The following is a 25595-nucleotide window of genomic DNA, read 5'->3' as shown; positions in this document are numbered from 1 at the left end:
ACTGACAAGTAGCAGCTCAACGCTGATAAGGAATAGTAAACGAGATGGTCGGCCCTTCTGCCGCCTCGGCCTGCACTTTGTAGATTCCTCCGAAGTGGTGAATGAAGTGTGCATTGATTTCATGGCGGATCAAGCTTGTCTTACTCTCAAAATGCATTTTGGCAAGCGGAGCATTTATCACATCGAAGCAAAGAACAGACTTGGTCCTGTCCTTCTTAATACGGACAAGGGCCTGGTAATGTTCCGCGTCATTTTCCAATGGGGTCAGTATGCTGGTAAGCAAGGTTTCAAACCATCTTTTGTCAGTCTGTACCTCTTGCCTGTCTATATCTGTCTGCAAAGTAACGAATACACATAAGTTCTCCTGCTCATTGATGAACCGCATCGCCTTCTCGCACAGCTGCAATACATCGCACTCCTCCTGCACGTATTGGGTCTTACCGGATTCCAACCGGGAGAGTTCCAAGATACTGTTGACATAGCTCAGCAAGCTTTCTGCATTCGTCTGAATGATTCGTCCGTATTCTTTTTTAGTCTCTTTGTCCAGCTCTTCCGTTCCGGTCAGTAATTCGGCAAATCCTACCACCACATTCAGCGGCGTACGTATGTCGTGGCTGATCTCCGACTTCAAACGATCTTTTGCGATGTTGTCTGTCTCGGCCTGTAGGGCTGCCTCAGCAGTCTGCTTCTCAACGCCTGCAATCTTGGTGGAAAGATAGTGGGTATAAAGATAAAAAAGTAGTGCCAGCAACAGGACAATTATCAGGAACATAAATCCTCTGCGGTAATTGGTATCCTGAATCTTCTGCTTCTCCAACAACAGTTCGTCAATGTGATAGATTTCCTTGACCTGCTGTAATTGATTGGCAGAAAAGGCGTTATTCAGAGAATCTTGCTTATGTATCAGATAGCGGTAGCTTTCGATAGCACCGTCGATATCTCCTTTTTCGTACTGTATACTTGCTTTGTATGTTATCAGTGTGGCAAAAGTGGATACATAATTATTCAGTACCGTAGAAGTAACCTCGTCTATCAGAGCAATGCTCTTGTCGGGTTCGTTGGTTCTGTTATAGTATTGAAGCTGTATCAACTGCACATTCAGCCAGAATACCGGATCGACATGCGGGCCAAGCAGTTGCTTCACCTTTTCAATATGTTCGTGCGCCTTGTCAAGGTCCACGCTAAAATAGTGAAGAATATACTTTATCTGGCAGTCGATCTCAAAATTAGCCCAATTCTTCCGGGTCTCCGGTTCGTTGGAAATGACTTCCTGCAAAGTGCTGTCCATCTCCAAAAGGTAGGGAAGCCGCAAACTGTCATGTCCGGAATTGCCGTATACTTGGGCTATACGCGACAGAATATCAATCTTCAAACTTGCCTTTGTTTGAGGCGAGAAACTTTTATAGGCTTCCAGAAAGACATTCAGCGCTTCCTTGGTGCGACTGGACACGCCATAAGCACATCCCAAACTGTTGCATGCCGCCACCTTTCCGTTATTGCTGTGATGCTGCACTGATTCTTCCAGCGTTTCCTTGGCCACATACACCGCTTTTTCTATCTGCCGTTTGGAGGCCAAAGCACGACTGATGGCAGCCTTCTGTTCCAGATAATAATCGTACGTACCGACTTGAGGAACAAACTCTTTCAGGATATTCACCCAATAGGCCAGACTGTCTGCATCGTGCTTCTTGTCATAGCATGATGCCAGATAGTAAGCTCCCAGATTTTCGTAGAACACATTCTTCTGTTGTTTCGCTTCTTTATAAAGGCGGGTAGAGAACGTCATATTATAAGGTGCATACTGGTGTCGGTAAGTCATATCACGAAGATACGTCAAACGGGCCAGAGTGGCAGGCAGAGCATCGGCCACCTGCAAGATGCTGTCCTGATAGCGGAGTGCATCGGCATCTTCGGCCATCAAAGGACAGATCCATCCGCAAAGCAAGCTGTATATGATAAGTAGGATTCGTTTCATGGTGCTGTTTCTTGGTGTGATGCAGGGTTATACTTCAAAGGATGTGTGAAGCAGAAACGCGCACCTTGTGTGTACTCACTGTCCACCCACAACCTGCCGTTCATATATCTAACGATGAGCTGGCAGATAGAAAGTCCCAGTCCGCTTCCTTGCACATAATCATTCAGTTTCTCGAACCGCTCAAAAATCAATTGCTGCTTTTCCAGCGGAATACCACATCCGGTATCGGTGACAGAGAAGAATGCTGTTTTGTCATCGGTCTTTTTCAATTCTAAAACAATGGAACCTTCTTCTGTAAACTTGGTAGCGTTGACCAGCAGGTTTATCAGCACCTGGCGAAGGCGGGCGTCATCCGTATCGAGCATCAGGACAGACAAGTCGGTATCGAAACGCATTTCTACTTCCATCTTGCGGGAAGCGACCACAGTCTCCACTACCTCGCGACATAGCTTCACGGCATCATGTTCTTGTATATTGAACGTGATGTTGTCGTTCTCGAAGTCAGAGAAGTCCAATATATCATTAATCAGTTTCAGCAGTTGGAAAGAGTTCACTTTAATAATCTCGGAGAACTCCCGGCGCGATTCATCATCAAAAGATTCGTCATCGTCAGTCAATACGGCAGAGAAGCCGACGATGGCATTCAGCGGAGTACGTACCTCATGGCTCATGTTCGAAAGGAAAAGATTCTTGCGCTGTATGGCTTGCTCCGCTCTCTGCTTCATTGCTTCCTGGCACTGCTGGGAGCGCTTCAAGCGGAATATTTTTTTCCAGCCGAGAATAAGAAGAACTATCAGAAGCAATACAAAAAAAATGATACCTGCCAGATAGAAACGCATAGAGACAATGCGGTCGTGTTCGTTCTGATAGGCCAGTTGGTCTGCCTGAAAGCGGGTGGAGAGTTGGTCAATCTCCTTCGGATAATTCTTGTCGAAGGAAGACTTGATGTAGGAGAAGGCTTCACGATACTGATTGTAAGCTTCCTCTTTATTTCCCATCTTCAGCAGCAGATCAGCTTCTTCCTGAAGTGTTTCCTGGTAGAGGGTATGATTAATCCGGGCATAATCGGTTTGCAAGAACTTCCGATACGCATCCAGCGCCTTTTCATAATCTCCGGCAGCCTCCAGGTAGCGGGCGTTCACAATCAAAAGATATTCCTGAATACCGGGGATTAATCTCACTTGAAGCAGCTCCAACTGATCCAAATGCTGACGGGCAGTTTTTATATCTTCCTTGAACAGTTGATAAGAAGTATTAGCAATGTGTCGCATGGCCACTTCCTGGGTAGACAGTTCTTCCTTGGGATAATGGTTCAGGCGGGCAAGGTAATGCGAAGCGGCACTCTGGTTCTGAATGCGCAGATTATAATCTATCAACTCAATCAACAACAGACGGATACGCACATCCTCTCCCGTCATGTCATCCAGCAGTTCGAGAGCTTTTTCGTAGGCAATACCGGCTTCCAGGAGCCGATCCGTATAAGTGTAGACCTCCCCCATGGCATTCAAAGCAAGAGCATTCCCGAAGGGATAGGAAAGGGCGCGGGCTTTGGAATACATCTGGTCGCTCAAAGCGATGGCAAGACGAACTTCCCCACGAAAGAGGTAGGATTTGGTCAATATCCGGCCAAAGTCAAAATAGGCATGATAACGCCTCGACTCATCCAAATCGGCCAAGAGGCTATCGGCATTCAGCGAGTCAATTTCTTCCTTGGTAAGGTAATCGAAACCAATGCTGTTGTGAAAAGTAGAAATAACTTCGTACGCTGCACTGTTCTCATTCTCTTCCAAAGAGTCTTCAATGTCAGTTTCGGCTGCTGAGGCAAGCAATGTACTGCCGGTACAAAAGAGAAGAAGAAGCGTGTATTTTAATATTCTACTCATGAGAGTTATTTTGTTTGTTCGTTTTGTGTACCGGTTTGCCTCCCGGATGCAACATCCTCTGCAAATATATCACAAACTTTTCAACGGGCAAAGAATCTGTAAAAATAACAACGTCTTAAAAGTAAAAAGAAACGATAGTGGCAATCAGCAGGGCTATTACTATCATCAATGTCTCTGCACGGCGATTGATACGGATGGCCAAACGCATATCCCCTGTGGAGAGAGGACGATTGTTATATCCGATGTAAGGTTTCCAAACTTCCTTGCCGAAGTAATTATGAGGACCGCCGAAGCGACAGTTGAGAATACCGGCAAGGGCAGCCTCAGGATAACCGGAGTTAGGGCTGGCATGCTGGTGTCCGTAGCAGCCTACAAAGGAGAGTAGAGAAAAGCGCCCGGAGGCAAGGACCATAAGGAAAGCGGTGAGCCGGGCAGGGATGTAATTGGCAACATCGTCCAGCCGGGCGGCAAAACAGCCAAAGCGGCGATAACGTTCGTTGCGATAACCTATCATCGAGTCGAGGGTATTCACCATCTTGTAGGCGAGCATGCCGGGGACGCCGAGAAGAATATACCAGAATAGAGGAGCAATGACACCGTCGCTCAAATTCTCGGCAAGGGTTTCGAGGGCGGCGGTACGTACTTCCTGGGCTGATAGTTCGGAAGTATCGCGGCCTACGATACGGGCTACTTGCTTCCGGCCTTCGTCCAGTGAGCGGTCCACAGCCTCGAAGACCATGCGAACTTCACGAACAAGGGTGGTACCGGCCAGGCAGTAGAAGATAAGGAGTATCTGCAATCCCAGAAGCACTTCGGGAGAAAGGCGCGCAACGTAACGGAGCAGCAAGGAAGACAGAAAGTAGACGGCTGCCACGAGGAGCAATGTCGTGAAAGCGCCCTTCAGGAAACGGGCACGTCCGTGGTTCAGACGATGCTCAAAGAAAGAGATGGCACGACCGAAGGCAACGACAGGATGCGGCAAGCGAACGGGGTCGCCCAGCCAGCGGTCCAGCAGCCAGGCTGCCAGCAGCGGCAGGTTTAGGAGGAAGGCAGAGCCTATAATGAGAGAAAGATGTTCCATTATATTGTTTTATTTAGCATTCGATATAACTGTACTGTCTGTCATTCAGTCACATTAAGCTTCAAGCCACTGCCCTATTGCTTCCACCAGCCGGTCATTCTCCTCGCACGTCTGCGTGGCTATGCGGAAGAAGCCGGCGTCGAGTCCGTCAAAATTGGAGGCATCACGGATGAGGATGCCATGCTCCTGCGCAAGGTAGTCTTTCAAGGCAGAAGCCTTACCAACGCGAAGGCGCACCAACATGAAATGGGTTTCGGTGGTCCATACCTCCAGTCCTCCCAGCGCTTCGAGCGCAAGGCGCAGGCAGGAAGCCTCTTGCAAGTAGGACTCCACATCCAGCGGATTGGGAACATCGTGTTCCAACAGATGAAGCCCCGCTTCAATGGCAAGCTGGTTGACCGACCAGGGCATGCGGTTGGTACGCAGGCGGTGCAACAAATTCGGCGCACCGGTAACGTAGCCCAGACGCAGGCCGGGAACGGCATAACGCTTGGTCATGGAGTGCAGCAGCAGGACATTGGGAAAAGCCGCCGCTTCGGCCGCAGAGAAGAGCGGACGCAGGGTGAAGTATTCGTATGACTGGTCGATAACGAAACAGACTTGCGGGTTGCGTTCGATAAGCTCCGTCAGATAGTCCTTATCGACCACTGCGCCCGTGGGATTATTGGGATTGCAAAGCCAAAGCATACGTACTTCTTCCGGCAAAAGTCCTCCCTCGTGCACCGACGGGAGTTGATAAAGCGAGGTCACCCGGTGTCCGTGCATGCGGCAAGCATCGGCATACTCGCTGAAGGTAGGCTGAAGGATGGCGCTGTTTGTGCCGCGGAAGGTTTGTGCCGTGAGATAGATGGCTTCGGTGGCACCGTTCGTCACGCATACAGCTTCGGCAGGAAGACGGTGGCGGCGGGCAAGGCGGGACTCGAGCGTGTAAGGCTCCGGCTCGGGATAGGACGAAAGGGAGCAAGAGACAGACGAAGCAGAAGCCGACAAAGCCGACGTCGGCAAGTCAGAAGCCCCGTCGCCGTTGATGCACCGGCACAGATGCGCCTTCAGGGCAGAGAGGTCTACGCGGCTGTAGACGTTCGAGCTGAAATTCGCCGTTATGGGGCGCTGATATTTATAGGAGTCGTCTCCGTGTCCTTCAATCATGGTTTTTTGTCAGTATTTGGTAGACGAGCGGCAGGTTGACGTGGCGGCGCACGTGGTCGGCAAGCTTATCGTATTGTTCTTCTTTGAATCGGTGGTAATCGAAAGTATCTGCTGTTTCGGACAGCTTGTCGGCAAAGGGGCGGAGCAGGAAGTCGATGAATGCCGGGTTGTCCAGAATGCCGTGGATGTAAGTTCCCATACAGCTGTGGTCTACGAAATAGCCGTCGGCGCTGCCGTCTTCCAGCAGATTCAGAGGGGAGGCAGGAGCACCTTCTACGGGGAGGGTTTCGCCCATGTGAATCTCGTACCCCTCTAACAATTGACAATTGGCAGTTGTCAATTGAAAGCGTACCTGCTGCGTCACCTTCTCCCCCGTCATGCGGGTGCTGACGGGCAGCAGCCCCAGTCCGGGCAGGCGTTCGATGTCCCCCTCCACGCGGTCAGGGTCGCAGACCTCCTGCCCCATCATCTGATAGCCGCCGCAGATGCCCATCACCGTGGCGCCTTCGCGATGGGCGCGGATGATGGCTGCGGCTACGCCGTTGCGGCGCAGTTCGCAGAGGTCGTCGAGGGTGCTTTTGGAGCCGGGCAGCAGGATGATGTCGGCTTTGGCCAATTCGTCTACGTTGTTGGTATAGAAGAGGTGCACGCGCGGGTCGCGCTCCAGCACGTTGAAGTCGGTAAAGTTGCTGAGGTGGCGCAGCAGGACGACGGAGATGTTCACTTTGCCCTGCTCGGCACGCACGGACTTGGTGGCCAGCGCCACGCTGTCTTCTTCTTCGATATAGATATCACGGTAGTAAGGCACTACGCCTACCACGGGGATGCCGCACAGCTCTTCGAGCATCGTGATGCCGGACTCAAACAAGCGGATGTCGCCACGGAACTTATTGATAAGAATGCCCTTGATGCGCTCCCGCTCATGGGGACGGAGCAGCTGCAGCGAGCCGTAGACGCTGGCAAAGACGCCGCCACGATCGATGTCGCCCACGAGGATGACGTCGGCGCCGGCATGCAGGGCCATGGGCAGGTTGACGAGGTCGGTGTCGCGCAGATTGATTTCGGAGATGCTGCCGGCGCCTTCCAGCACGACAGGATTATAGCGGGCGGCAAGGCGATCGTAGGCAGCACAGACTTCGCGGCGCAGTTCTTCGCGTCCTTCCTTGCGGAAATAGTCGTAAGCGTCGCGGTTACCAATAGGACGCCCGTTGAGGACGACTTGTGAGGTGTGGTCGGAAGAGGGTTTCAGCAGTAGCGGATTCATATCCGTATGACAAGGCACACCGGCCGCTTCGGCCTGCACGGCTTGGGCGCGGCCTATCTCGAGGCCTTCGGGGGTGGCGTAGGAGTTGAGCGCCATATTCTGCGCCTTGAAGGGGGCGGGCCGGTAGCCGTCCTGGCGGAAGATGCGGCAGAAGGCGGCGGCAATGATACTCTTACCTACGTCGCTGCCCGTACCGGCCAGCATGAGGGGATGAAGTTTCTTCATATTTCATTCAAGCTTACGCCTGCAAAGGTACAAAACTTCATGCAGAATAGCAACTGGGAGGGATGAAAGAAAAAACATCCTATATTCTTTGGTTGTTTCAAATGAATCTGTAACTTTGTGAGCTACAAATACTAACTAAACAAAGCATGATCCTCAAAAGCCAAAGCCGCCTGCCGCACACGCTGCATCCGCTTCGACAAGCGGGTTTAAAGGCTTTTACCCCCCCCCCCGTCAATGTAAACATTTACGAATACACACCGGTCGTCTTGCACAACCGGACTTCCTTGCGGGCATCTGCCTGCAGCACCTTCACTGCGTGCTGCCGACAGATGCCCGCTTTGCATTTACATATCCAACTAATCAAACAAAGTTATGAAAAAAGAAAAAACCACAAAGAAACAGATGAAGCGGGCGACGTACCTTCCCCCTTGCATCGAAGTGATTGAAATGGCCGTAGAAGGCAGTGTAATGGTAGGCAGCGTCAGCGGAAGTGCCACAGCACCAGGCTACAGCGAAGGCGGAAGCATATTCGGCTCCGCACCAGCGAAAAGGTCCAACTCCTACAGCGCCGGCATTGCAAGCGATATTGAAGACTTAATTAACGATATCCTTACCATAGAGCAATGAAGACACTGAAGAAAAGAATACAACAGACGGGTGCAGGCATGTCCTTCGCCCTGGGTCTGACGCTGCTGGCAACCGCCTGCACCAATGAGTTGGAAAACACCGCCACCACCTCCGAAAACGAAGGAAAGAAAGTAACCTTACATGCCAATCTGCCCCAGAGCGGTGCACAGACGCGCATGAACTTCACGGACGAAGGCGAAGAAGGAGTAAAGACCACCTGGAGCGAAGGAGATGCCATTATGGTATATGTCATGGAATCAGAGTCACAATCTTCTTTTCAGGGCTACACTTTCACCTTGACAGAGGGCGAAGGAACAATCGACGGAACCTTTGAAGGGATACTGCCGGAAGACGAAGCAATGGGATATTTGATTGGATATCCGGCCAGCAAGATGCCGGAGGTATTCACAGAACACTCTCCACTCTCCATCCTGGGGAACGTACAGGATGGAAATGGAGACATGAGGCATCTCTCTGACTATAATTTTATTTTTACCCAAGTGGAGGATCTGAAAAGCAAGGTTACTTTCATTACCGGTCTCACGTTATTGACCTTCGACCTCACGCTTCCCACAACATACAATGCCGTAGAAGACGGAAGCCCGATAAGGCTGGATATAAAAGGATACTTCGGTACGGGGGGATTCGGTGAGTCAGAATCAATTAAGATGCTTTCGTTGGGATTACAGAACATCAGCATACAGACCGACCGCAAGCTGAAGGCTTATATGCTGACCTCTATTGAAATGGATAGCGGAGATGAAATGCAAATCACCCTCACTACAGACAACGGAACAATATATAGCTTCACAAAGAATCTCGCCAAAGACATTAAGCAAGGAGGGGTGCGCTATACCGCCACCATCGGTGAGGACGATTGGGACAATATCTCCCTCAAAACTTTCGACAACAAAACTACAGAAGCCTCAGGCTTCGGCACGAACGCCCAAGGCAACCCTGGTGACGGCAGCGAAGCCAACCCCTACCTCATCACCAATGCCGCCGAACTGATGTACTTCGTGAAGCAGGTGAACGGAGGAACGAAGTATTCCGGCGAATACATCAAGCTGACCACCGACATCTATGTGACGGCGGACGAGTGGACACCGATAGGAACAAGTAGTTCCATATATTTCGCAGGAAACTTTGACGGTGACGGGCACACTATCTATGGAAAGCTGCACGCAGCCAAAGCAGAGCAAAACCATGAAATATACTTCGGTTTCTTCGGCTATATAAAAGGTGCCACCATACAAAACTTGAACATGAATGCAGAAGTAATAGGAGGAGCAACAAGTGATAACTATTATTGTACCGGCAGTATTGCAGGGTATGATAGCTCAAGCTCAGAAGTGAAGAACTGCCATAACTACGGCAAGGTGACCGGAGGCAAATCAACTGCCCAAACATCCTGGACCGGAGGCATCGCAGGCAGTTGTACAACCATCGCCAATTGCAGCAATCATGGAGAAGTGACAGGAGGTACGGGAAAAAACACCAGTGATACCGGAGGTATTGTAGGAGGCTGCTCTAGCAGCAACTACACCATCACAAACTGCATGAACACCGGCAAGATTACGGCAGGCTTAACCACCGGCAGTAGCTACACCTACACCGGAGGCATTGCAGGATCCAGCTACAATTTGGTCGGCTGCACCAACTACGGAGAAGTGACAAGCCCCGACACCGAAAATAGCTTCTCCTTGGGAGGAATCATCGGAAATCTGAGCAGCAATCGCACCATGCACACCTGCCTGAACGTGGGAACGATAAAGAAAACAACAGCAAGCTCTTGGGCAAATGCCGGAGGACTTGCCGGATTCAATTCCGGCACCATCTATTCCTGCAATACCCATGCCGGCACCGTGCTCGAAGCTGACGGCGCACCGACCCCGGGTAATCCGGCAATCGGAATAAACTATGGCAGCACCCCCACTTGCGAAGACAAGACACACAAACCCCGTTAGCCCCTCCCCAAACAAATCTCTCTCCCCCCCGATACAGAAAAACGGGGGGGAAGAAAAAACACCACATATTCCTTGACCGTCTCGAATGAATGTGTAACTTTGCATGCTGTAAACATTAATAAATAAAACATGACCCTCGAAAGCCCAATCTACCTGCCGCACACGCTGCATCCGCTTCTACAAGCGGTTTTAAGGCTTTTACCCCCCCCCCCGTTAATGTAAACATTTACGAACAGTACCCGGCTATTTTGCGCAGCCGGACCTCCTTGCGGGCATCTGCCTGCAGCACTTTCACTGCGTGCTGCCGACCGATGCCCGCTTTGCATCTATACATCAAATTAATCCGATAAAGTTATGAAAAAAGAAAGAACAACAAACCAGCAGATGAAGCGGGCGGCATACCTTCCCCCTTGCATCGAAGTGATTGAAATGGCCGTAGAAGGCAGCGTAATGACGGGCAGCGCCAACGGAAGTGCCACATCACCCGGCTACGAAGATGGCGAGAGCATGTTCGGCTCCGCACCGGCGAAAAGAGCCAACTCCTACAGCGCAGGCACTGCCAGCGATATTGAAGACTTGATTAACGACATTCTTACCATAGAACAATGAAGACACTGAAGAAAAGAATACAACAGACGGGCGCAGGCATCCTCTTCGCCCTGAGTCTGACGCTGATGCTGGCAACCGCCTGCACCAACGAGTTGGAAACATCCGCCAACACCCCCTCCGGAAACGAAGGAAAGAAAGTAACCTTACGCGCCAATCTGCCCCAAAGCGGTGTGCAGACGCGCATGGACTTCACGGACAACGGCACGGAAGGAGTAAAGACCACCTGGAGCGAAGGAGACGCCATCATGGTTTATATCGTAGAATCAGGATCCCAATCTTCTTTTCAGGGCTACACTTTCACCTTGACACAAGGCGCAGGAACAGACGACGGAACCTTTGAAGGGAGACTGCCGGAAGGCCAGGCTGCGGGATATATGATTGCATATCCCGCCAGCAGGATGCCGAAGATATATGATCCCAACCACTCTCCGCTCTCTATACTGGAGCAGGTACAGAATGGAAATGGAGACATGAAGCATCTATCTGACAATAATTTTATTGCTGCCCAAGTGCTGAATCTGGAAAGCAAGGTTACTTTCGGTACCTATCTCACGTTATTGACCTTCGACCTTACGCTTCCCACAACATATAATATAGGAACAGACGGAAGCCCGATAAGACTGGATATAAAAGGAAACTTCGGTACGGGGGGATTCGGTGGTGGAGCATCAGAAGCAATTGGTATAGTCTCGTTAGGATTGCAAAATATCGACATACAGGCCGACCGCAAGCTAAAGGCTTATATGCTTACCTCAAATGACATGGAGAACGGAGATAAAATGCAGATCACCCTCACTACAGCCAACGGAACAATATATAGCTTTACAAGGAATCTCATCCAAGACATCTATCAAAAAGGGAAGCGCTATACCGCCACCATCGGCAAGGACGATTGGGACAAGATCGATGACAAGACTTTCAGCAATGATATGCAACCAGCCCAAGGCTTCGGCACGGGCAGCGGTGACGGAGACAGCGAAGCCACCCCCTACCTCATCACCAATGCCGCCGAACTGAAGTACTTCGTGGAGCAGGTGAACAAAGGAACATCCGCCGGAGGAACAGACTATTCCGGCAAATACATCAAGCTGACCACCGATATCTATGTGACGGCGGACGAGTGGACACCAATAGGAACAAGTTATTATATACCTTTCAAAGGAAACTTTGACGGCGCCAGGCACACCATTTATGGAAAGCTGCATGCAACTACGGCAGAGCAAAGCGGTGAAATACATTTTGGCTTCTTCGGTTATATAAATGATGCCACCGTACAGAACCTGAACATGAATGCGGAAGTAACAGGAGGAACAACAAGTGGTAACTATTATTGCACCGGCAGCATTGTAGGGAGTGGGAATGGTTCAAACACAGAAGTGAAGAACTGCCACAACTACGGCAAGGTGACCGGAGGCAAATCAGTTGCCCAAACATCCTGGACCGGAGGCATCACAGGTAGTTGTACAGCCATCACCGATTGCAGCAATCATGGAGAAGTGACGGGAGGCACGGGAGCATCCTCTTGCGATACCGGAGGCATTGCAGGAGGCAGTTCTAGCAGCAAATACATCATCACAAACTGCGTGAACGACGGCAAGATTACGGCAGGTATATCAACCGATAACTACCCCAACACCGGAGGCATTGCAGGATCCAGCTACAATTTGTCCGGCTGCACCAACTACGGGGAAGTGACAAGCCCCAACACCGAAAATGGTTTCTACCTGGGAGGAATCATTGGAAATATGTCCAACAATCGCACCATGCACACCTGCCTGAACGTGGGAACTATAAAGAAAGCAACAACAAGCTCCTGGGCAAATGCCGGAGGACTTACCGGAAGGAATATCGGCACCATCTACTCCTGCAACACCCATGCCGGCACCGTGCTCGAAGCCGACGGCACACCGACCCCGGGGAATCCGGCAATTGGAAACAACTATGGCAGCACCCCCGATTGCGAGGACCAGCATCAAGCCCCATAGCTCCTACCCGCCGCCTCCCGCCCGACACGGAAAAACGGGAGGCGCACGGCGCTGAAAACGGAGATATCTCCCGTTAAAAATAGAGATATACGCATTTTTCACGGGAGATATCTGGCGTTAAAAATGGAGATATGCGCATTTTCAACGGGAGATATCTCCGTTTTCTAAAAAATATAATTCATATCTATCTCGAATATTTTATTAACCCGAAACCGGAAGCCGGCAGACGAAACTACAGCCACATCACCGTGTGACAAGACACCGACGGAAAGCTTCACAATATATTTATAATTATGGCTAAATACAAATTGGCATTCAAGAAGAACCCCATGAAGAAAGACGAACCAGGCAAATGGTACGCCAACCCCTCCGTAGTGAACCGTATGGACACCCGCGCCGTATGCAAGGTCGTGACCCGCAACACCACTACCGCCCCCACGGAACTGGAATCGGCCTTCAACCTCGTATGCGACGGCATCCCCCACGAGCTACAGCAGGGCAACAGCGTCCGCCTGGGCGAACTCGGCACCCTCCGCCTCAGCTTCGGCAGCGCCGGTGTCAGCTCTCCCGAACTTTTCGACGCCGCCACCATGATGAAGAACGTCAAAGTCATCTTTACCCCCAGCAAGGAACTGCTGTCCGCCGTCAAGAACGGACTCTCCTTCGAGAACGTCGGCATCGTGGAAGAAGGCTTCTCCTACCCCTCGCTCAAGGCCTACCAGGAATACAAAGTGGCAGCCCGCAAGCCCGGACAAGGCGGTGACGGTCAGCAAGGCGGCTCCGGTGAAGGTAGTGGCGGCAGCGACGGCGACCAAAGCGAAAATCCGCTGGGATAAGCCGATTGCACAAGAACATTCTTCAGGCACGGATTACAGGGAATTCACGGTTGCTTTGCATAATACTAAAACCGTGAATTCCGTGTAATCCGTGCCTGAAATCATATCATCGGTAAGCACTCATATCAGACCTCGGTATCCTCCTTCCCCTCTCCCGAACAATTCTCCTTCTCCCTTGTTACAAGGAGCAAGAACCCCTAAACCGAACGAACTTATGAATAATCTATCATGCCGGAAACTGCTTCCGGCCCTGGCCGCCATGCTATTGGCCAGCAACGGGATAACGGCACAAGACGCCCGGCCCCTTGCCTCCGACGCCGCCCAGCCCCTGAGCTCCGCCGCCCTCCCCCTGAGCTTCGGCGACGCCCTGCGGCAACTGCACACCGGCAACCGCAGCCTGAAGATAGCCGACCGCGCCGTAGAATCCGCCCGCGCCGAGCGCGACAAACTGAACGCCCTTTGGTACCCCTCGCTGCAAGGCGCCGGCACCTACGTCCACCTCTCCGAGAAGATAGAAGTAAAGCAACCCCTCTCACAGTTCACCGACCCGGCCAAGGATTTTGTACACACCGTCCTGCCGGACGACCGGTTCATCAGCGGTATCCTCGACCAGATAGGCGCCCACACCCTTGCCTTCCCCCTCGCCCCCCGCAACCTGACCACCGTAGGCCTGACCGCCGAATGGATCGTCTTCTCCGGCGGCAAGCGCATCCGCGCCTCCCGGATAGGCAACACTATGATAGACCTGGCCCGCGAGAACCGCGAGCAGACCGATGCCACGCAGCGCACCCTGCTCGCCGAAAGCTACTTCGGACTGCAGCTAGCCCGGGAAGTAGTCCGCGTGCGGCAGGAGACTTACAACAGCCTGACGCGCCACTACCAGAATGCCCTGAAACTGGAAGCCGCCGGAATGATAGACAAAGCCGGACGCCTGCTGGCACAAGTGAACATGGACGAGGCGCAGCGGGCACTGGAGGCGGCCCGGAAGGAAGTCAGCGTGGTGCAAAGCGCCCTGCGCACCCTGCTCAACCTGGAGGACACATGCAGCATCCACCCCACCTCCCCGCTCTTCATCAACGACCGGCTGCCCGCCAAAGAAGAGTTCGTGCAGGCCATGCAGGTGGAGAACTACACCGTGCAGCAACTCGGCCTGCAGCAGCACATCGCCCGCCAGCAGCTCCGCATCGACCAAAGCGGCTACCTGCCGGACATCGCCCTCTTCGGCAAGCAGACGCTCTACGCCCACGGCATACAGAGCAACCTCGTGCCCCGCACCATAGTAGGCATCGGCTTCACCTGGAATCTGTTCGACGGCCTGGCACGCGAAAAGCGCATCCGCCAGTCGAAGATAGCCCAGCAGACGCTGGCCCTGGGACAAGAGAAGGCAAAGGCGGACCTGAGTGTAGGCATCGACAAGCTCTACACGCAACTGCAAAAGGCGCAGGACAACGTCAGCGCCCTGAACACCACCATCAGTCTGAGCGAAGAGCTGGTGCGCATCCGGCAGAAATCATTCGCCGAAGGCATGGCCACCAGCACCGAGGTCGTAGATGCCGAGACGATGCTGGCCACCGTGCGGGTGGCGCGTCTGGCAGCCTACTACGAATACGATGTGGCGCTGATGAACCTGCTGGCGCTGTGCGGCACACCGGAACGGTTCGAACAGTACTTCGTTGAATGAGAATTTAACAACATGAATATGCCTACTAAAGTAACTTCATTCCCCTCCTCCCGGGAGGAGGGGAATGAAGATAGCACTGCTACGTACTAAGCCCCATCAATAAAAAAGTAGAATAATCTAAAACCCTAACCAATATGAGAATCAGTAACAGAAGCATCAGCATTGCATTCGTCATCGTCCTGGCAGCAACGGTCATCGTGTCCGTGGCAGGGATGGCGCTCATGAGCCGGCAGCCCCTTGTGCTGCAAGGCCAGGTAGAAGCTACCGAAATCCGTATCAGCGGCAAGCTGCCGGGACGTGTAGACTCGTTCCTCGTCCGCGAGGGCGACTGGGTGAAGGCAGGCGACACGCTCGTCGTCATCAACAGCCCCACCATCGAAGCCAAGTATCGCCAGGTGAATGCCCTGGAGCAGGTGGCCCAGGAACAGAACAAGAAGATAGATGCCGGTACCCGACGTCAGATCGTGGCCACCGCCCGGCAACTATGGAACAAGACGCAAAGCGACCTCACCCTGGCCCGGACTACCTACGAGCGCATCGCGACGCTGTACCGCGACAGCGTGGTCACCTCGCAGCGGCGGGATGAAGTTAAGGCCATGTACCAGGCAGCCCAGGCAGCCGAACGTGCCGCCTACGAGCAGTATCAGATGGCCCTGGACGGTGCGCAGAGCGAAGACCGCGCCTCCGCCCGCAGCCTGGTAGACGCTGCCCGCAGCACGGTGGATGAGGTCTCCGCCCTCCTCGTCGACTCCCGCCTCACGGCTCCCGAAGACGGGCAGATAGCTACCATCTTTCCGAAACGTGGCGAGCTGGTGGCACCGGGCACGCCCCTCATGAGTCTGGTGGTGATGAGCGACGCGCACGTGGTGCTCAATGTGCGCGAAGACCTGATGCCGCAGTTCAAGATGGGCGGTACGTTCCGGGCCGATGTGCCGGGCATTGGGGGCAAGGATATAGAGTTCCGCATCTATTATATCAGTCCGCTGGGCAGTTTCGCCACTTGGAAGTCGACGAAGCAGACGGGCAGTTACGATATGCAGACGTTCGAGATACATGCACGGCCTACACAGGCGGTCGAGGGGTTGCGGCCGGGGATGTCGGTGCTGCTCAGCCTTCCCGGGAGCAGAGGACGAGAGGCTCCGCCGCAAGGCTGAGACTCAAAACGCAGGCGTTTCATCTCTCCGCCGCAAGGCTGAGACTCAAAACGCAGGCGTTTCATCTCTCTGCCGCAAGGCTGAGACTCAAAACGCGAGCGTTTCATCACTCCGCCGCAAGGCTGAGACTCAAAACGCGAGCGTTTCATCACTCTGCCGCAAGGCTGAGGCTCAAAACGCGAGCGTTTCATCTCTCTGTAGGGCTACGGAGGCTTAAAACGCTTGCGTTTCATCTCTCTGTAGGGCTACGGAGACTCAAAACGCTTGCGTTTCATCTCTCTGTAGGCCCCCGGAGGCTTAAAACGCTTGCGTTTCATTCCTCTGTAGGGCTACGGAGGCTTAAAACGCCTGCGTTTCATCACTTTGTAGGGCTACGGAGGCTCAAAACGCTTGCGTTTCATCTCTCTGTAGGGCTACGGAGCCTTATTTCGGCCTTTGCGCTGATAGAAATGAAGCAAATGATAAGCATGGGTATCTTAAACTCTCCCGCCTGAAAGGGGGAGTACCCCGTAGGGGGGAGGGGGTCTGGCATCAGCGAAGAGTAACTCTGTATTGTGAACCCCCTGCGGATCTGCCCCTGCGGATGTAAGACCCCTGCGGATGTGCCCCCTGCGGATGTGAGACCCTTGCGGATGTAAGACCCCTCCGCCCTACGGGCACCTCCCCTTTCAGGCGGAGGAGTTTGAGATACTCTTGCTCATTTTAAACTTGAGATACTCTCGCTCATTTTAAACTAAAAAAATATGAAACAGAAGAATCTTTGCCCATACAGCACCCTCCGCATCGCCAAACGCAATGCTTTCCTCCGCATCGCCAAACGCAATGCTTTCCTCCGCATCGCCAAACGCAATGCCCTCCTCCACATCGCCAAACGCAATGCTCTCCTCCGCATCGCCAAGCGCAATGCCCTCCTCCGCCTCGCCCTGCGCCCCGCCCCCCTCCTCCGCGTCGTCCGCCGCGAGCTCCGCCGCCTCACCTCCCGCCGTCTTTATTTCGGCGTCTGCCTCGTGCTGCCCCTGTTCTGCCTCCTCTTCATGGCCACCATCTTCGGCAACGGGCAGATGGAGCGCATCCCCATCGGCATCGTGGACCAGGACAACACGGCCACCTCGCGCAACATCGTCCGCCGCATCTCCGCCGTCCCCACCTTCAGCGTCGCCCGCCACTTCACCGACGAAGCCGCCGCCCGCCAGGCCGTGCAGCGCAAAGAGATTTACGGCTACCTCTCCATCCCGCCCCGCTTCGAGCAGAAAGCCGTAACGGGCGGCCCCGGCGGAGCAGTCGGCACCGGTGCCCCCAGCCCCCTCGGCACCCATGCCCCCGGAGCCGCCACGCTGACGTACTATTACCACTACGCCCTCCTCTCCGTGGGCAGCGAACTGATGGCCGCCTTCGAAAGCGCCCTTGCACCCGTGGCCCTCTCGCCCATCATGGTGCAGGCCCAAGCGCTGGGCGTGGACGGGGAGCAGATGCAGACCTTCCTCCTGCCCGTAGAAGCCAGCACCCATCCGCTCTATAACCCGGACATGGACTACTCCATCTACCTCAGCCAACCGTTCTTCTTCGTGCTCTTCCAGATACTCGTCCTGCTGGTCACCGTCTATGCCATCGGCAGCGAACTGAAGTTCGGCACGGCGGCGGAGTGGATGGCCATGGCGCGGGGCAATATCCTCACGGCCGTCGCCGGAAAGCTACTGCCCTACACCGTCATCTTCTCGCTCATCGGCATCCTGGCCAACTATGTACTGTTCGGTCCGCTGCACATCCCCTTTGCGGGCAGTCTCTGGATGATGAATGCCGTGACGGTGCTGTTCATCATCGCCACCCAGGCGCTGGCGGTGTTCATCTTCTCCATCTTCCCGAGGATAGCCTACACCATCAGCGTAGTGTCGATGATAGGCTCACTGGGGGCGACGCTGTCCGGAGTAACGTTCCCCGTCACGGCGATGTACGGAGTGGTGCATGCGGCTTCTTACCTCTTCCCCGTGCGCCACTTCACGGAGGCGGCGCAGGCGATGATTTACTTCAATGCAGGGTTCTGGGCATATTGGCAGTCGGTGGCTGTGCTTTTCCTCTTCCTGCTGGGGGCGCTGCTGATGCTTCCGCTGTTGAAGTGGTGGATGCAGAAAATGGCAACGGGGCACGAAGCAGACAAGGAGTTGACAAGGGGGGAGGAAGTTGACAAGTTGACGAGGAAACAAAGAGACGAGGGGCTGCGCAGTTCCTTGTCAACTCCTTGTCCCCTTGTCCCCTCATCAACTTGTCCCCTTGCCCCCTCGTCAACTCTCCCCGCCGTCATCCGCCGCGAATGGCGCGCCATCGCCACCAATCCGGCCATACTCCTGGTGCTGGCAGGCGGCATCTTCCTCTACGGATTGCTCTACAACTATATGTACGCCCCCAACGTGGTGCGTAAAGCCCCCGTTGCCGTAGTCGACCTCTCCCACTCCGCCCTCAGCCGCGAGTACACCCGCCTGCTGGACGCCACTCCGCAAACCTCGGTCTACGCCCAAACGCCCAACATCCTCGAAGCCCGCCGCTGGATGGAGCAAGGCCGGGTAGACGGCATCCTCTACCTGCCTGCCGACTTCGAAGCACGGGTGGCACGGGGCGAGACGTCCGTATTCCTGCTATACGCCGCTACGGATGCTTTTCTCGACTTCAAAGGATTGCAGGAATCCAGTTCCCGCGTGATGCTGGCCCTGAACGACGCCCACCGCATGGAGGGCATCGTCTTTCTGCCTCCGCAAGGGTTGCTGGCGGTGGCATCGGCTGCTCCCATCCAGGTGTCGGGCACAGCCCTCTATAACTATACCGAGGGGTATGGCTCTTACCTGATTCCTGCCGTGATGATAATCATTATCTTCCAGACAATGCTGATGGTGATTGGGATGCTGACGGGGGCGGAGGCGGAAAAGAGAAGGAACGGAGGCTTATCTGCCGCCTTTTGCGGGCATCCCTCTTCCCCGAAGGAGAAGCATTGGAAAGCGGCGTTAAGAGACATTGCCGGTAGAACATTTGTGTACGTCCTGCTCTACGCCATCTTCTCCCTCTTCCTGCTGGGACTGCTGCCGCACGTCTTCAGCATTCCCAACATCGGCTGCGGATGGGACATCTTCACCATGATGATACCTTATCTCATAGCCACCAGTTTCTTCGGCCTCGCCGTCTCTCGCTGGTTCACCGACTCCGAAGCGCCGCTACTGATGATAGCCTTCTTCTCCGTCGGCTTCATCTTCCTTTCCGGCGTCTCCTATCCGCTGGAACTGATGCCGTGGTACTGGCAGGCTGCGCACTACATCTTCCCGGCAGCCCCCGCCGTACTGGCCTTTGTAAAGCTGAACTCAATGGGTGGAACCCTGGCCGACGTCTGGCCGCAAATGCTGGTGATGTGGATACAGGTCGTCGTATACGGAGCCTTGGCTATTTCTTCCTTTTATAAGCGAATGCCTGCCACTTCTCTTCCGGCCAGTCCTGCCGCTGCATCTCCATACGCGCCATGACAAAGAACAGATCGGAAAGGCGGTTGACGAAGCACAAGATCTGCTCGTCAACCGCATCCTGCCGATGGAGCGTCCACAAACGGCGCTCGGCGCGACGGGCCACGGTGCGGGCAAATTGGAGTTGGGCCGAAACGGGTGTACCGCCGGGCAAAAGGAAATAGCCGTGATCTTGCAGCTCAGCAGTCATCGAGTCCATCTCCTGTTCGCAACGCAGCGTGAGCGCTCCGGCCAAGAGCGGATTGGGATTCACTACCCCCGAAGGAGTTGCCACATGGCTCATCACCACCATCAGTTCCCGCTGGATGGCATGCAGCAGTTCCTGCCACGCATCGTCTGCCGGAAGCAGGGAACGCACAATGCCGATAACCGCATTCAGTTCATCCAGACAACCGTTCGCCTCGATGCGGATATCATCCTTGGCTACGCGCGTACCGCCATGAATACCCGTCGTACCCTTATCTCCTGTTCTTGTATAGACTCTTTTCATACTGATAACTACTTAAATAAAGACATTACATCAATCTCGCCCCAATACAGATGGGTATAGCTGGCAATCGTATTTTTGTAGCGGAAGACGGGCGTGTCCACCGGCTGCCCCTTGGCATTGTACACCTGCACCACGGAGGGCGGAACCGTTCCCTCGCCATGACGGTCGAACTGCGTGTAATGGAACTCGTGTCCCCGCAGATGCTGGCCGTTATAGTCGAACTGCCGATAACCCAGCGACAGCTTCCGATCGCACGTTCTGTTCGAGACGGAGAAAGGGAAGATGCCCACCATCATTTCACTGCACGGATCTTGAGACTCCCAAGTATCGCAGCCGATGCCACGGGAAAGGTACATCATTCCGCCACACTCGGCCAGCACCTTGCCGCCGGCTTCAATATATTCGCAAATGGAAGATCGGGCACGCCGAGCCTCGGCCAGCTCCCTCAGCCTGTTCTCCGGATATCCCCCCGGCAGATACAGCAAATCGGTCTCCCTGGAAATGGGACGATTGTGCTCAGGATCAAAAAAAGAGACAGTCCCCAGCCGGCGCAGAATCTCCAGATGCTCTTCGTAAATGAACGAGAACGACTCTGCATTGCGGGCCACCAGGATGCGTAGCGTCCCCGGCTCCCGAGGCTCTTCCGGCAAGGCGGCGGGCGGCAAGGCTTCCGGCAAAGGAAGTGTCGTCTTCTCCAGCAGCAGTTCCCAGTCTACATACTGTTCCAGCAGTTCCGTAAGCTGTTCCAATGCATCCGTCACCTTCGATTGGCTGAAGTCAAGCCCCAGATGGCGCGATTCCTGCTCCAGACTTTTCTGTTTGGGCAAGTAGCCGAAGCAAGCAATATTCAAGTCCGCACAAACCTCCTGCAACATCTCATAATGCCGCGGCGAGCCCACACGGTTGAAGATAACCCCTGCCACCCGTACCTCCGGGCGGAAATGGATAAAGCCCGACAGTAAAGCTGCCATGGAATATGCGGCAGACTTGGCATCCACCACCAGCACCACAGGAATATCCAGCAACTGCGCTATTCCGGCCGACGAACCCAGGTCACGGTCGTAACCGTCGAACATCCCCATCATACCCTCCGCAATGACGGCATCCGCATCGGCCGAGTGGCGCGCATAAAGCTCGCGTACATGCTCCTTCGATGCCATAAAAGTGTCGAGATTGATGGACGGACGCCCGCAAACAGCCGTATGATATTTAGTGTCGATATAATCGGGACCGCATTTGAAAGGTTGTACCGTCAGGCCTTTCATTGCCAGCAATGCCATTAAGCCGCGGCTGACGGTAGTTTTACCGCTGCCCGATGTAGGAGCTGCAATTAAGAATTGAGGAATGGAACGCATGTTGAGTTATGAGTTATAAGTTATGAGTTATTCTTCGGGGGAGCATTTTCCTGCCGCAAAGGTAAGCATATCTCCGACAAAAGCTTTATCTTAGCTGCCAAAATAAAACATCTGTTATGATTACCGAAGAACTAAAGAAACTCTACATCGCACATACCGGACACGAACCGGAACTGATTGACGAACTCCCCTCCTCCGGCTCCAACCGCCGCTACTTCCGCCTTACCGGCCGCCCCACACTGATTGGTGTCAGCGGCGAGTCTGTTGAAGAAAACCGTGCCTTCCTCTATATGGCCGACCATTTCCGTCAGAAAGGCCTGCCCGTACCGCAAGTATTCATCCGTTCCGAAGACGACATCTACTACTTGCAGGAAGACCTGGGCGACGCCCTCCTCTTCAATGCCATCGAGAAAGGCCGCAAGACCAGCGTTTTCGGCGAAGACGAGAAGCAACTGCTGCGCAAGACCATCCGTCTGCTGCCCGCCGTGCAGTTTGCCGGAGCCGACGGCATGGACTTCTCCTACTGCTATCCGCAGGCAGAATTCAACAGCCGCTCCATCCTTTGGGACTTGAACTACTTTAAATACTGCTTCCTCAAAGCCACCGGTATGGATTTCCAGGAAGACCGCCTGGAAGACGACTTCCAGAAGATGGCCGATGTGTTGCTACGCAGCAGTTCCGCCACCTTCATGTATCGCGACTTCCAAAGCCGCAACGTCATGGTGAAAGACGGCGAACCCTGGCTCATCGATTTCCAGGGCGGACGCAAAGGCCCGGTATACTACGACGTAGCTTCCTTCCTGTGGCAAGCCAAAGCCAACTATCCCGACAGCCTGCGCCGGGAGCTCCTGGTAGAATACATCGACGCCTTGCGCAAGTACCAACCCGTAGACGAGGCCTACTTCTACGCCCAACTCCGCCACTTCGTGCTGTTCCGCACCATGCAGGTACTGGGTGCCTACGGCTTCCGCGGTTATTTCGAGAAGAAGCCCCACTTCATCCAAAGCGTCCCCTTCGCCATCGAAAACCTGCGCCAACTGCTGCACGAACCTTATCCCGAATACCCTTACCTCTGCAAGATACTGCGCGAACTCACCGAACTGAAGCAATTCACCGACGACATGCAGAAACGCCGCCTCGTGGTCAAAGTCACCAGCTTCGCCTACAAGAAAGGCATCCCCGAAGATACCTCGGGTAATGGTGGCGGTTTCGTGTTCGACTGCCGTGCCGTAAACAATCCCGGTAAATACGAGCGCTACAAACCTTTCACCGGACTGGACGAACCCGTCATCCGCTTCCTCGAAGAGGATGGCGAAATAGCCGTCTTCCTGGAGCATGCCTACGCTCTGATCGATGCTTCCGTGAAGCGCTACATGGAGCGAGGCTTTACCAATCTCTCCATCTGCTTCGGCTGTACGGGCGGGCAACACCGTTCCGTATACTCGGCACAACATCTGGCCGAACATCTCAACCAGAAATTCGGCGTACAAGTGAACCTGATGCACAGAGAGCAGAATATTGAACAGACCTTCAAAGCAAAGAACTAAATGAAAGCAATGATCTTCGCTGCCGGGCTCGGCACCCGCCTGCGTCCGCTGACGGATAATATGCCCAAAGCACTCGTTCCTGTAGCCGGAAAGCCTATGCTGGAACGAGTGATACTGCGGCTGAAAGAAGCCGGATTCAACGACATCACCATCAACATCCACCACTTCGGCCAGCAGATTATCGACTTCCTGCATGCCAACAACAACTTCGGTGCCGACATCCACCTCAGCGACGAACGGGATATGCTGCTCGATACCGGCGGAGGCATCAAGAAAGCCCGTCCCTTCCTGGATGGCAACGAACCCTTCCTGGTTCATAATGCCGATATCCTCTCCGATATCGACCTTGCCGCTTTCCATCGCCATCATCTGGAAAGCGGTGCCGAAGCAACCTTGCTCGTCAGCGAACGGAAAACAGCCCGATATCTCTTGTTCGACAGCAACTATGCCCTACATGGATGGATCAACAAGTCTACCGGAGAAGTGAAACCCGAAGGATTCGTCTATCGGGAAGGTAATGATTATCAAGAACTGGCTTTTGGCGGCATGCATGTCATTTCCCCCTCCCTATTCCCCCTCATGGAGGAAGAACAGTGGATGGGAAAATTCTCTATCATTCCGTTCTATCTCTCGGCCTGCCAAAAGGTACGGATACAAGGTTATCCGCTACAAGGGTTTCAATGGTTCGATATAGGGAAACCCGAAACGCTGGAAAAGGCGGGAAGGTATCTATCAGAACAAAATATAAACTATTGATTTAAATACAATTAATGTCACTTGATATACTCTTCAAGAAAATATTTTGGTGAAACAACCTTTATTGCTGAAAAGCAGAAATCCTTTTCGTTTCTTGTCACGATAACATCTGCTTGCACATTATTGGCAGAAAAATATTGCAATGCATCTTCAAAATCATTCGCTCGCAGTTTCAACGCAGATTCAACATTGCCCGCAGTCAAATCAACTATATTAAAAAATATTTTCAATTTATCTAATGCATTATAGAGTTCCTCCCCCTTGATCTTTTTCCGAAGGATATAAGCAACATTTGCCATTGTCAATGATGATAACCATAAAGAACATTTTCGCTCTTTTTGACATAACAATATACTTGCAGCTTCTTGATAGCCTTCCCTCTTTAACAATAGATCAATCAACACATTCGTATCAATAAAAACTTTCATCATTTTCTTAATAGGTAATTGAGACGTTCATCTTCAGGATCATTCACATCCGAAACAATACCTATTAAACTCTGTATATCCTCGGGTAATGCAGTCTTATCTTTTACAATTTTAGACTTTCGTGTATGTACATGATGCCTATTTTCACTATTCAACAAACTTTCTGATAATTTATTTATGATACGTAACTTCATATCATCACTCAGTGATAATAACTTTTCTAAATAGTTATCCGGCAAATTTATAGAAGTATCCATATTAATTTCTCCTTTCAATCACAAAGATACTACTAAATCTTCAATCCTCAAGAGAACATGAATTTTATTTTTCAATCAGATTTTCCTACACTAAAAAAGGCGGTGAAGAATCTTACTTCCTCACCGCCTTCTTTCCAAACTATGGCATCAAACTACAAATTCATCGCATTGGCCCCTAAAGCTCCCAGGATTGCCGAAGCTACAGCAATCACCACTTTCAAAATCTTATCCCAAACCGTTTTCTTCATAAGAGTTATTTTTTAGACGTTATAAATTCGGTTGGCTTTTTATCCCAGTGGATTCTCCCCCTGGTCACCATCAGAACCTCCACCGGAGTTTCCACCACCGGAATTACCACCATCACCGGTATCATCCTTGCCATCCGCAACCGTACCGGTCCATTTCTCGAACTCCACACCTTGAATCAGGGCACGTGTAGTACCGATAGCCGCCGGACGAGTATATTCAGGAGTAAACTGGCAACGCAAAGCCGTCACCTGATTGGGATTCACATCTTCAGCCTTCGCCACACCCTTCCCGCGTGTACGCGCTTTCATCGTAAATGTACCCAAACCATCCAGCCGCACCGTACGGCTATTCAGCAACTGGCTGCGCATCACCGTCATCAGGTTTCTGACCACATTGTGTACATCACCCGGCGTCAACGAAGACTTCTCGGCAATTACCTCAGCCAGCTGTTGAGCATCCACAGCTCTTCTCACTTTCTTCAAACTTAAATGCCACAACTTGGCACCCTCTTTTGTCGCCAAAGACGACTGTCTTGCATAATAAAATAAAGGCATAATCTTTCTCCTTTTACATTTAA

Annotated in this window: 21 protein-coding genes; 10 read left to right on the top strand and 11 right to left on the bottom strand. The window is 52.9% G+C overall.

The genetic code is table 11. From position 1 onward, the window contains the following. Nucleotides 1–16: 16 nt before the first annotated feature. From AAE250_RS03850 to AAE250_RS03830, 5 genes are all read right to left on the bottom strand, one after another. A complete protein-coding gene (locus AAE250_RS03850) occupies nt 17–1975 on the bottom strand; it encodes a sensor histidine kinase (RefSeq protein WP_294600894.1) in 1959 nt (652 codons plus the stop codon). Beyond that, on the bottom strand, nt 1972–3858 hold the full coding sequence (locus AAE250_RS03845; RefSeq protein WP_294600892.1) for a sensor histidine kinase: 1887 nt from the start codon (nt 3856–3858) through the stop codon (nt 1972–1974). Before AAE250_RS03845 ends, AAE250_RS03850 begins: the two co-directional genes overlap by 4 nt. Nucleotides 3859–3973: 115 nt before the next feature. After that, nucleotides 3974–4942, bottom strand: a complete 969-nt coding sequence (gene cbiB, locus AAE250_RS03840) for an adenosylcobinamide-phosphate synthase CbiB (protein ID WP_446715726.1) — start codon at nt 4940–4942, stop codon at nt 3974–3976. A gap of 51 nt (nt 4943–4993) precedes the next feature. Beyond that, a complete protein-coding gene (locus tag AAE250_RS03835; protein WP_294600888.1) occupies nt 4994–6088 on the bottom strand; it encodes a threonine-phosphate decarboxylase in 1095 nt (364 codons plus the stop codon). Beyond that, on the bottom strand, nt 6081–7577 hold the full coding sequence (locus AAE250_RS03830; protein WP_294600886.1) for a cobyric acid synthase: 1497 nt from the start codon (nt 7575–7577) through the stop codon (nt 6081–6083). Before AAE250_RS03830 ends, AAE250_RS03835 begins: the two co-directional genes overlap by 8 nt. Before the next feature lie 402 nt (nt 7578–7979). Between AAE250_RS03830 and AAE250_RS03825 the strand changes: the two genes are divergently transcribed. From AAE250_RS03825 to AAE250_RS03790, 8 genes are all read left to right on the top strand, one after another. Further along, nucleotides 7980–8204 carry a hypothetical protein gene (locus tag AAE250_RS03825; RefSeq protein WP_294600884.1) on the top strand — a complete coding sequence of 75 codons (225 nt, stop codon included), beginning with the start codon at nt 7980–7982 and terminating at the stop codon, nt 8202–8204. Next, on the top strand, nt 8201–10171 hold the full coding sequence (locus tag AAE250_RS03820; RefSeq protein ID WP_294600882.1) for a hypothetical protein: 1971 nt from the start codon (nt 8201–8203) through the stop codon (nt 10169–10171). Before AAE250_RS03825 ends, AAE250_RS03820 begins: the two co-directional genes overlap by 4 nt. Nucleotides 10172–10525: 354 nt before the next feature. Continuing rightward, nucleotides 10526–10780, top strand: a complete 255-nt coding sequence (locus AAE250_RS03815; RefSeq protein ID WP_294600881.1) for a hypothetical protein — start codon at nt 10526–10528, stop codon at nt 10778–10780. Next, nucleotides 10777–12765: a hypothetical protein gene (locus AAE250_RS03810; RefSeq protein WP_294600879.1), complete on the top strand. Its 1989-nt coding sequence runs from the start codon at nt 10777–10779 to the stop codon at nt 12763–12765. The genes AAE250_RS03815 and AAE250_RS03810 overlap by 4 nt, the downstream gene beginning before the upstream one ends. 293 nt (nt 12766–13058) lie before the next feature. Next, nucleotides 13059–13601 carry an HU family DNA-binding protein gene (locus AAE250_RS03805; protein ID WP_294600878.1) on the top strand — a complete coding sequence of 181 codons (543 nt, stop codon included), beginning with the start codon at nt 13059–13061 and terminating at the stop codon, nt 13599–13601. Between the two features lie 214 nt (nt 13602–13815). Beyond that, on the top strand, nt 13816–15282 hold the full coding sequence (locus AAE250_RS03800; RefSeq protein ID WP_294600876.1) for a TolC family protein: 1467 nt from the start codon (nt 13816–13818) through the stop codon (nt 15280–15282). A gap of 134 nt (nt 15283–15416) precedes the next feature. Next, nucleotides 15417–16436 carry an HlyD family secretion protein gene (locus AAE250_RS03795; RefSeq protein WP_294600874.1) on the top strand — a complete coding sequence of 340 codons (1020 nt, stop codon included), beginning with the start codon at nt 15417–15419 and terminating at the stop codon, nt 16434–16436. Between the two features lie 1034 nt (nt 16437–17470). Beyond that, nucleotides 17471–19939 (top strand): ABC transporter permease, encoded by a 2469-nt coding sequence (locus tag AAE250_RS03790; RefSeq protein WP_446715725.1) that lies wholly within the window; start codon nt 17471–17473, stop codon nt 19937–19939. Here AAE250_RS03790 and AAE250_RS03785 read toward each other — a convergent pair. Together AAE250_RS03785 and AAE250_RS03780 are read right to left on the bottom strand one after the other, a co-directional pair. Next, nucleotides 19860–20426 (bottom strand): cob(I)yrinic acid a,c-diamide adenosyltransferase, encoded by a 567-nt coding sequence (locus tag AAE250_RS03785; protein ID WP_294600870.1) that lies wholly within the window; start codon nt 20424–20426, stop codon nt 19860–19862. The two genes, AAE250_RS03790 and AAE250_RS03785, sit on opposite strands and share 80 nt — an antisense overlap. 8 nt (nt 20427–20434) lie before the next feature. Beyond that, nucleotides 20435–21781, bottom strand: a complete 1347-nt coding sequence (locus tag AAE250_RS03780; protein ID WP_294600868.1) for a cobyrinate a,c-diamide synthase — start codon at nt 21779–21781, stop codon at nt 20435–20437. Nucleotides 21782–21897: 116 nt separating this feature from the next. Here AAE250_RS03780 and AAE250_RS03775 point away from each other — a divergent pair, with 116 nt between their 5' ends. Together AAE250_RS03775 and AAE250_RS03770 are read left to right on the top strand one after the other, a co-directional pair. Continuing rightward, nucleotides 21898–23328 (top strand): RapZ C-terminal domain-containing protein, encoded by a 1431-nt coding sequence (locus AAE250_RS03775; protein ID WP_294600866.1) that lies wholly within the window; start codon nt 21898–21900, stop codon nt 23326–23328. Further along, entirely contained in the window at nt 23329–24084 is a 756-nt protein-coding gene (locus AAE250_RS03770) for a nucleotidyltransferase family protein (RefSeq protein ID WP_294600864.1), read from the top strand. 17 nt (nt 24085–24101) lie between these two features. Here AAE250_RS03770 and AAE250_RS03765 read toward each other — a convergent pair whose 3' ends face one another. The 4 genes from AAE250_RS03765 to AAE250_RS03750 all read right to left on the bottom strand — a co-directional run bounded on the left by AAE250_RS03765 (nt 24102) and on the right by AAE250_RS03750 (nt 25572). Then, the gene (locus tag AAE250_RS03765; RefSeq protein ID WP_294600862.1) at nt 24102–24515 is read right to left on the bottom strand and encodes a type II toxin-antitoxin system VapC family toxin; all 414 of its coding nucleotides are present in this window, start codon (nt 24513–24515) and stop codon (nt 24102–24104) included. Next, nucleotides 24512–24769, bottom strand: a complete 258-nt coding sequence (locus tag AAE250_RS03760; protein ID WP_294600860.1) for a hypothetical protein — start codon at nt 24767–24769, stop codon at nt 24512–24514. The genes AAE250_RS03765 and AAE250_RS03760 overlap by 4 nt, the downstream gene beginning before the upstream one ends. Nucleotides 24770–24921: 152 nt before the next feature. Next, nucleotides 24922–25017, bottom strand: a complete 96-nt coding sequence (locus AAE250_RS03755; protein WP_294600858.1) for a smalltalk protein — start codon at nt 25015–25017, stop codon at nt 24922–24924. A 39-nt stretch (nt 25018–25056) separates the two neighbouring features. Beyond that, entirely contained in the window at nt 25057–25572 is a 516-nt protein-coding gene (locus AAE250_RS03750; RefSeq protein WP_342288725.1) for an HU family DNA-binding protein, read from the bottom strand. Nucleotides 25573–25595 lie beyond the last annotated feature (23 nt).

The organism is Bacteroides sp. GD17, from assembly GCF_038448625.1.
Lineage (GTDB): Bacteria > Bacteroidota > Bacteroidia > Bacteroidales > Bacteroidaceae > Bacteroides.
This window is presented reverse-complemented; position numbering and strand designations above follow the sequence as displayed.

Coding starts and splice junctions, on each gene's coding strand:
- AAE250_RS03775 (WP_294600866.1), top strand. CDS start 21,898: ATGATTACCGAAGAACTAAAGAAACTCTACATCGCACATACCGGACAC.
- AAE250_RS03770 (WP_294600864.1), top strand. CDS start 23,329: ATGAAAGCAATGATCTTCGCTGCCGGGCTCGGCACCCGCCTGCGTCCG.
- AAE250_RS03805 (WP_294600878.1), top strand. CDS start 13,059: ATGGCTAAATACAAATTGGCATTCAAGAAGAACCCCATGAAGAAAGAC.
- AAE250_RS03790 (WP_446715725.1), top strand. CDS start 17,471: ATGGCCACCATCTTCGGCAACGGGCAGATGGAGCGCATCCCCATCGGC.
- AAE250_RS03825 (WP_294600884.1), top strand. CDS start 7,980: ATGAAGCGGGCGACGTACCTTCCCCCTTGCATCGAAGTGATTGAAATG.
- AAE250_RS03830 (WP_294600886.1), bottom strand. CDS start 7,577: ATGAAGAAACTTCATCCCCTCATGCTGGCCGGTACGGGCAGCGACGTA.
- AAE250_RS03785 (WP_294600870.1), bottom strand. CDS start 20,426: ATGAAAAGAGTCTATACAAGAACAGGAGATAAGGGTACGACGGGTATT.
- AAE250_RS03750 (WP_342288725.1), bottom strand. CDS start 25,572: ATGCCTTTATTTTATTATGCAAGACAGTCGTCTTTGGCGACAAAAGAG.
- AAE250_RS03845 (WP_294600892.1), bottom strand. CDS start 3,858: ATGAGTAGAATATTAAAATACACGCTTCTTCTTCTCTTTTGTACCGGC.
- AAE250_RS03765 (WP_294600862.1), bottom strand. CDS start 24,515: ATGATGAAAGTTTTTATTGATACGAATGTGTTGATTGATCTATTGTTA.
- AAE250_RS03760 (WP_294600860.1), bottom strand. CDS start 24,769: ATGGATACTTCTATAAATTTGCCGGATAACTATTTAGAAAAGTTATTA.
- AAE250_RS03755 (WP_294600858.1), bottom strand. CDS start 25,017: ATGAAGAAAACGGTTTGGGATAAGATTTTGAAAGTGGTGATTGCTGTA.
- AAE250_RS03835 (WP_294600888.1), bottom strand. CDS start 6,088: ATGATTGAAGGACACGGAGACGACTCCTATAAATATCAGCGCCCCATA.
- AAE250_RS03820 (WP_294600882.1), top strand. CDS start 8,201: ATGAAGACACTGAAGAAAAGAATACAACAGACGGGTGCAGGCATGTCC.
- AAE250_RS03810 (WP_294600879.1), top strand. CDS start 10,777: ATGAAGACACTGAAGAAAAGAATACAACAGACGGGCGCAGGCATCCTC.
- AAE250_RS03795 (WP_294600874.1), top strand. CDS start 15,417: ATGAGAATCAGTAACAGAAGCATCAGCATTGCATTCGTCATCGTCCTG.
- AAE250_RS03800 (WP_294600876.1), top strand. CDS start 13,816: ATGAATAATCTATCATGCCGGAAACTGCTTCCGGCCCTGGCCGCCATG.
- AAE250_RS03815 (WP_294600881.1), top strand. CDS start 10,526: ATGAAAAAAGAAAGAACAACAAACCAGCAGATGAAGCGGGCGGCATAC.
- AAE250_RS03780 (WP_294600868.1), bottom strand. CDS start 21,781: ATGCGTTCCATTCCTCAATTCTTAATTGCAGCTCCTACATCGGGCAGC.
- AAE250_RS03850 (WP_294600894.1), bottom strand. CDS start 1,975: ATGAAACGAATCCTACTTATCATATACAGCTTGCTTTGCGGATGGATC.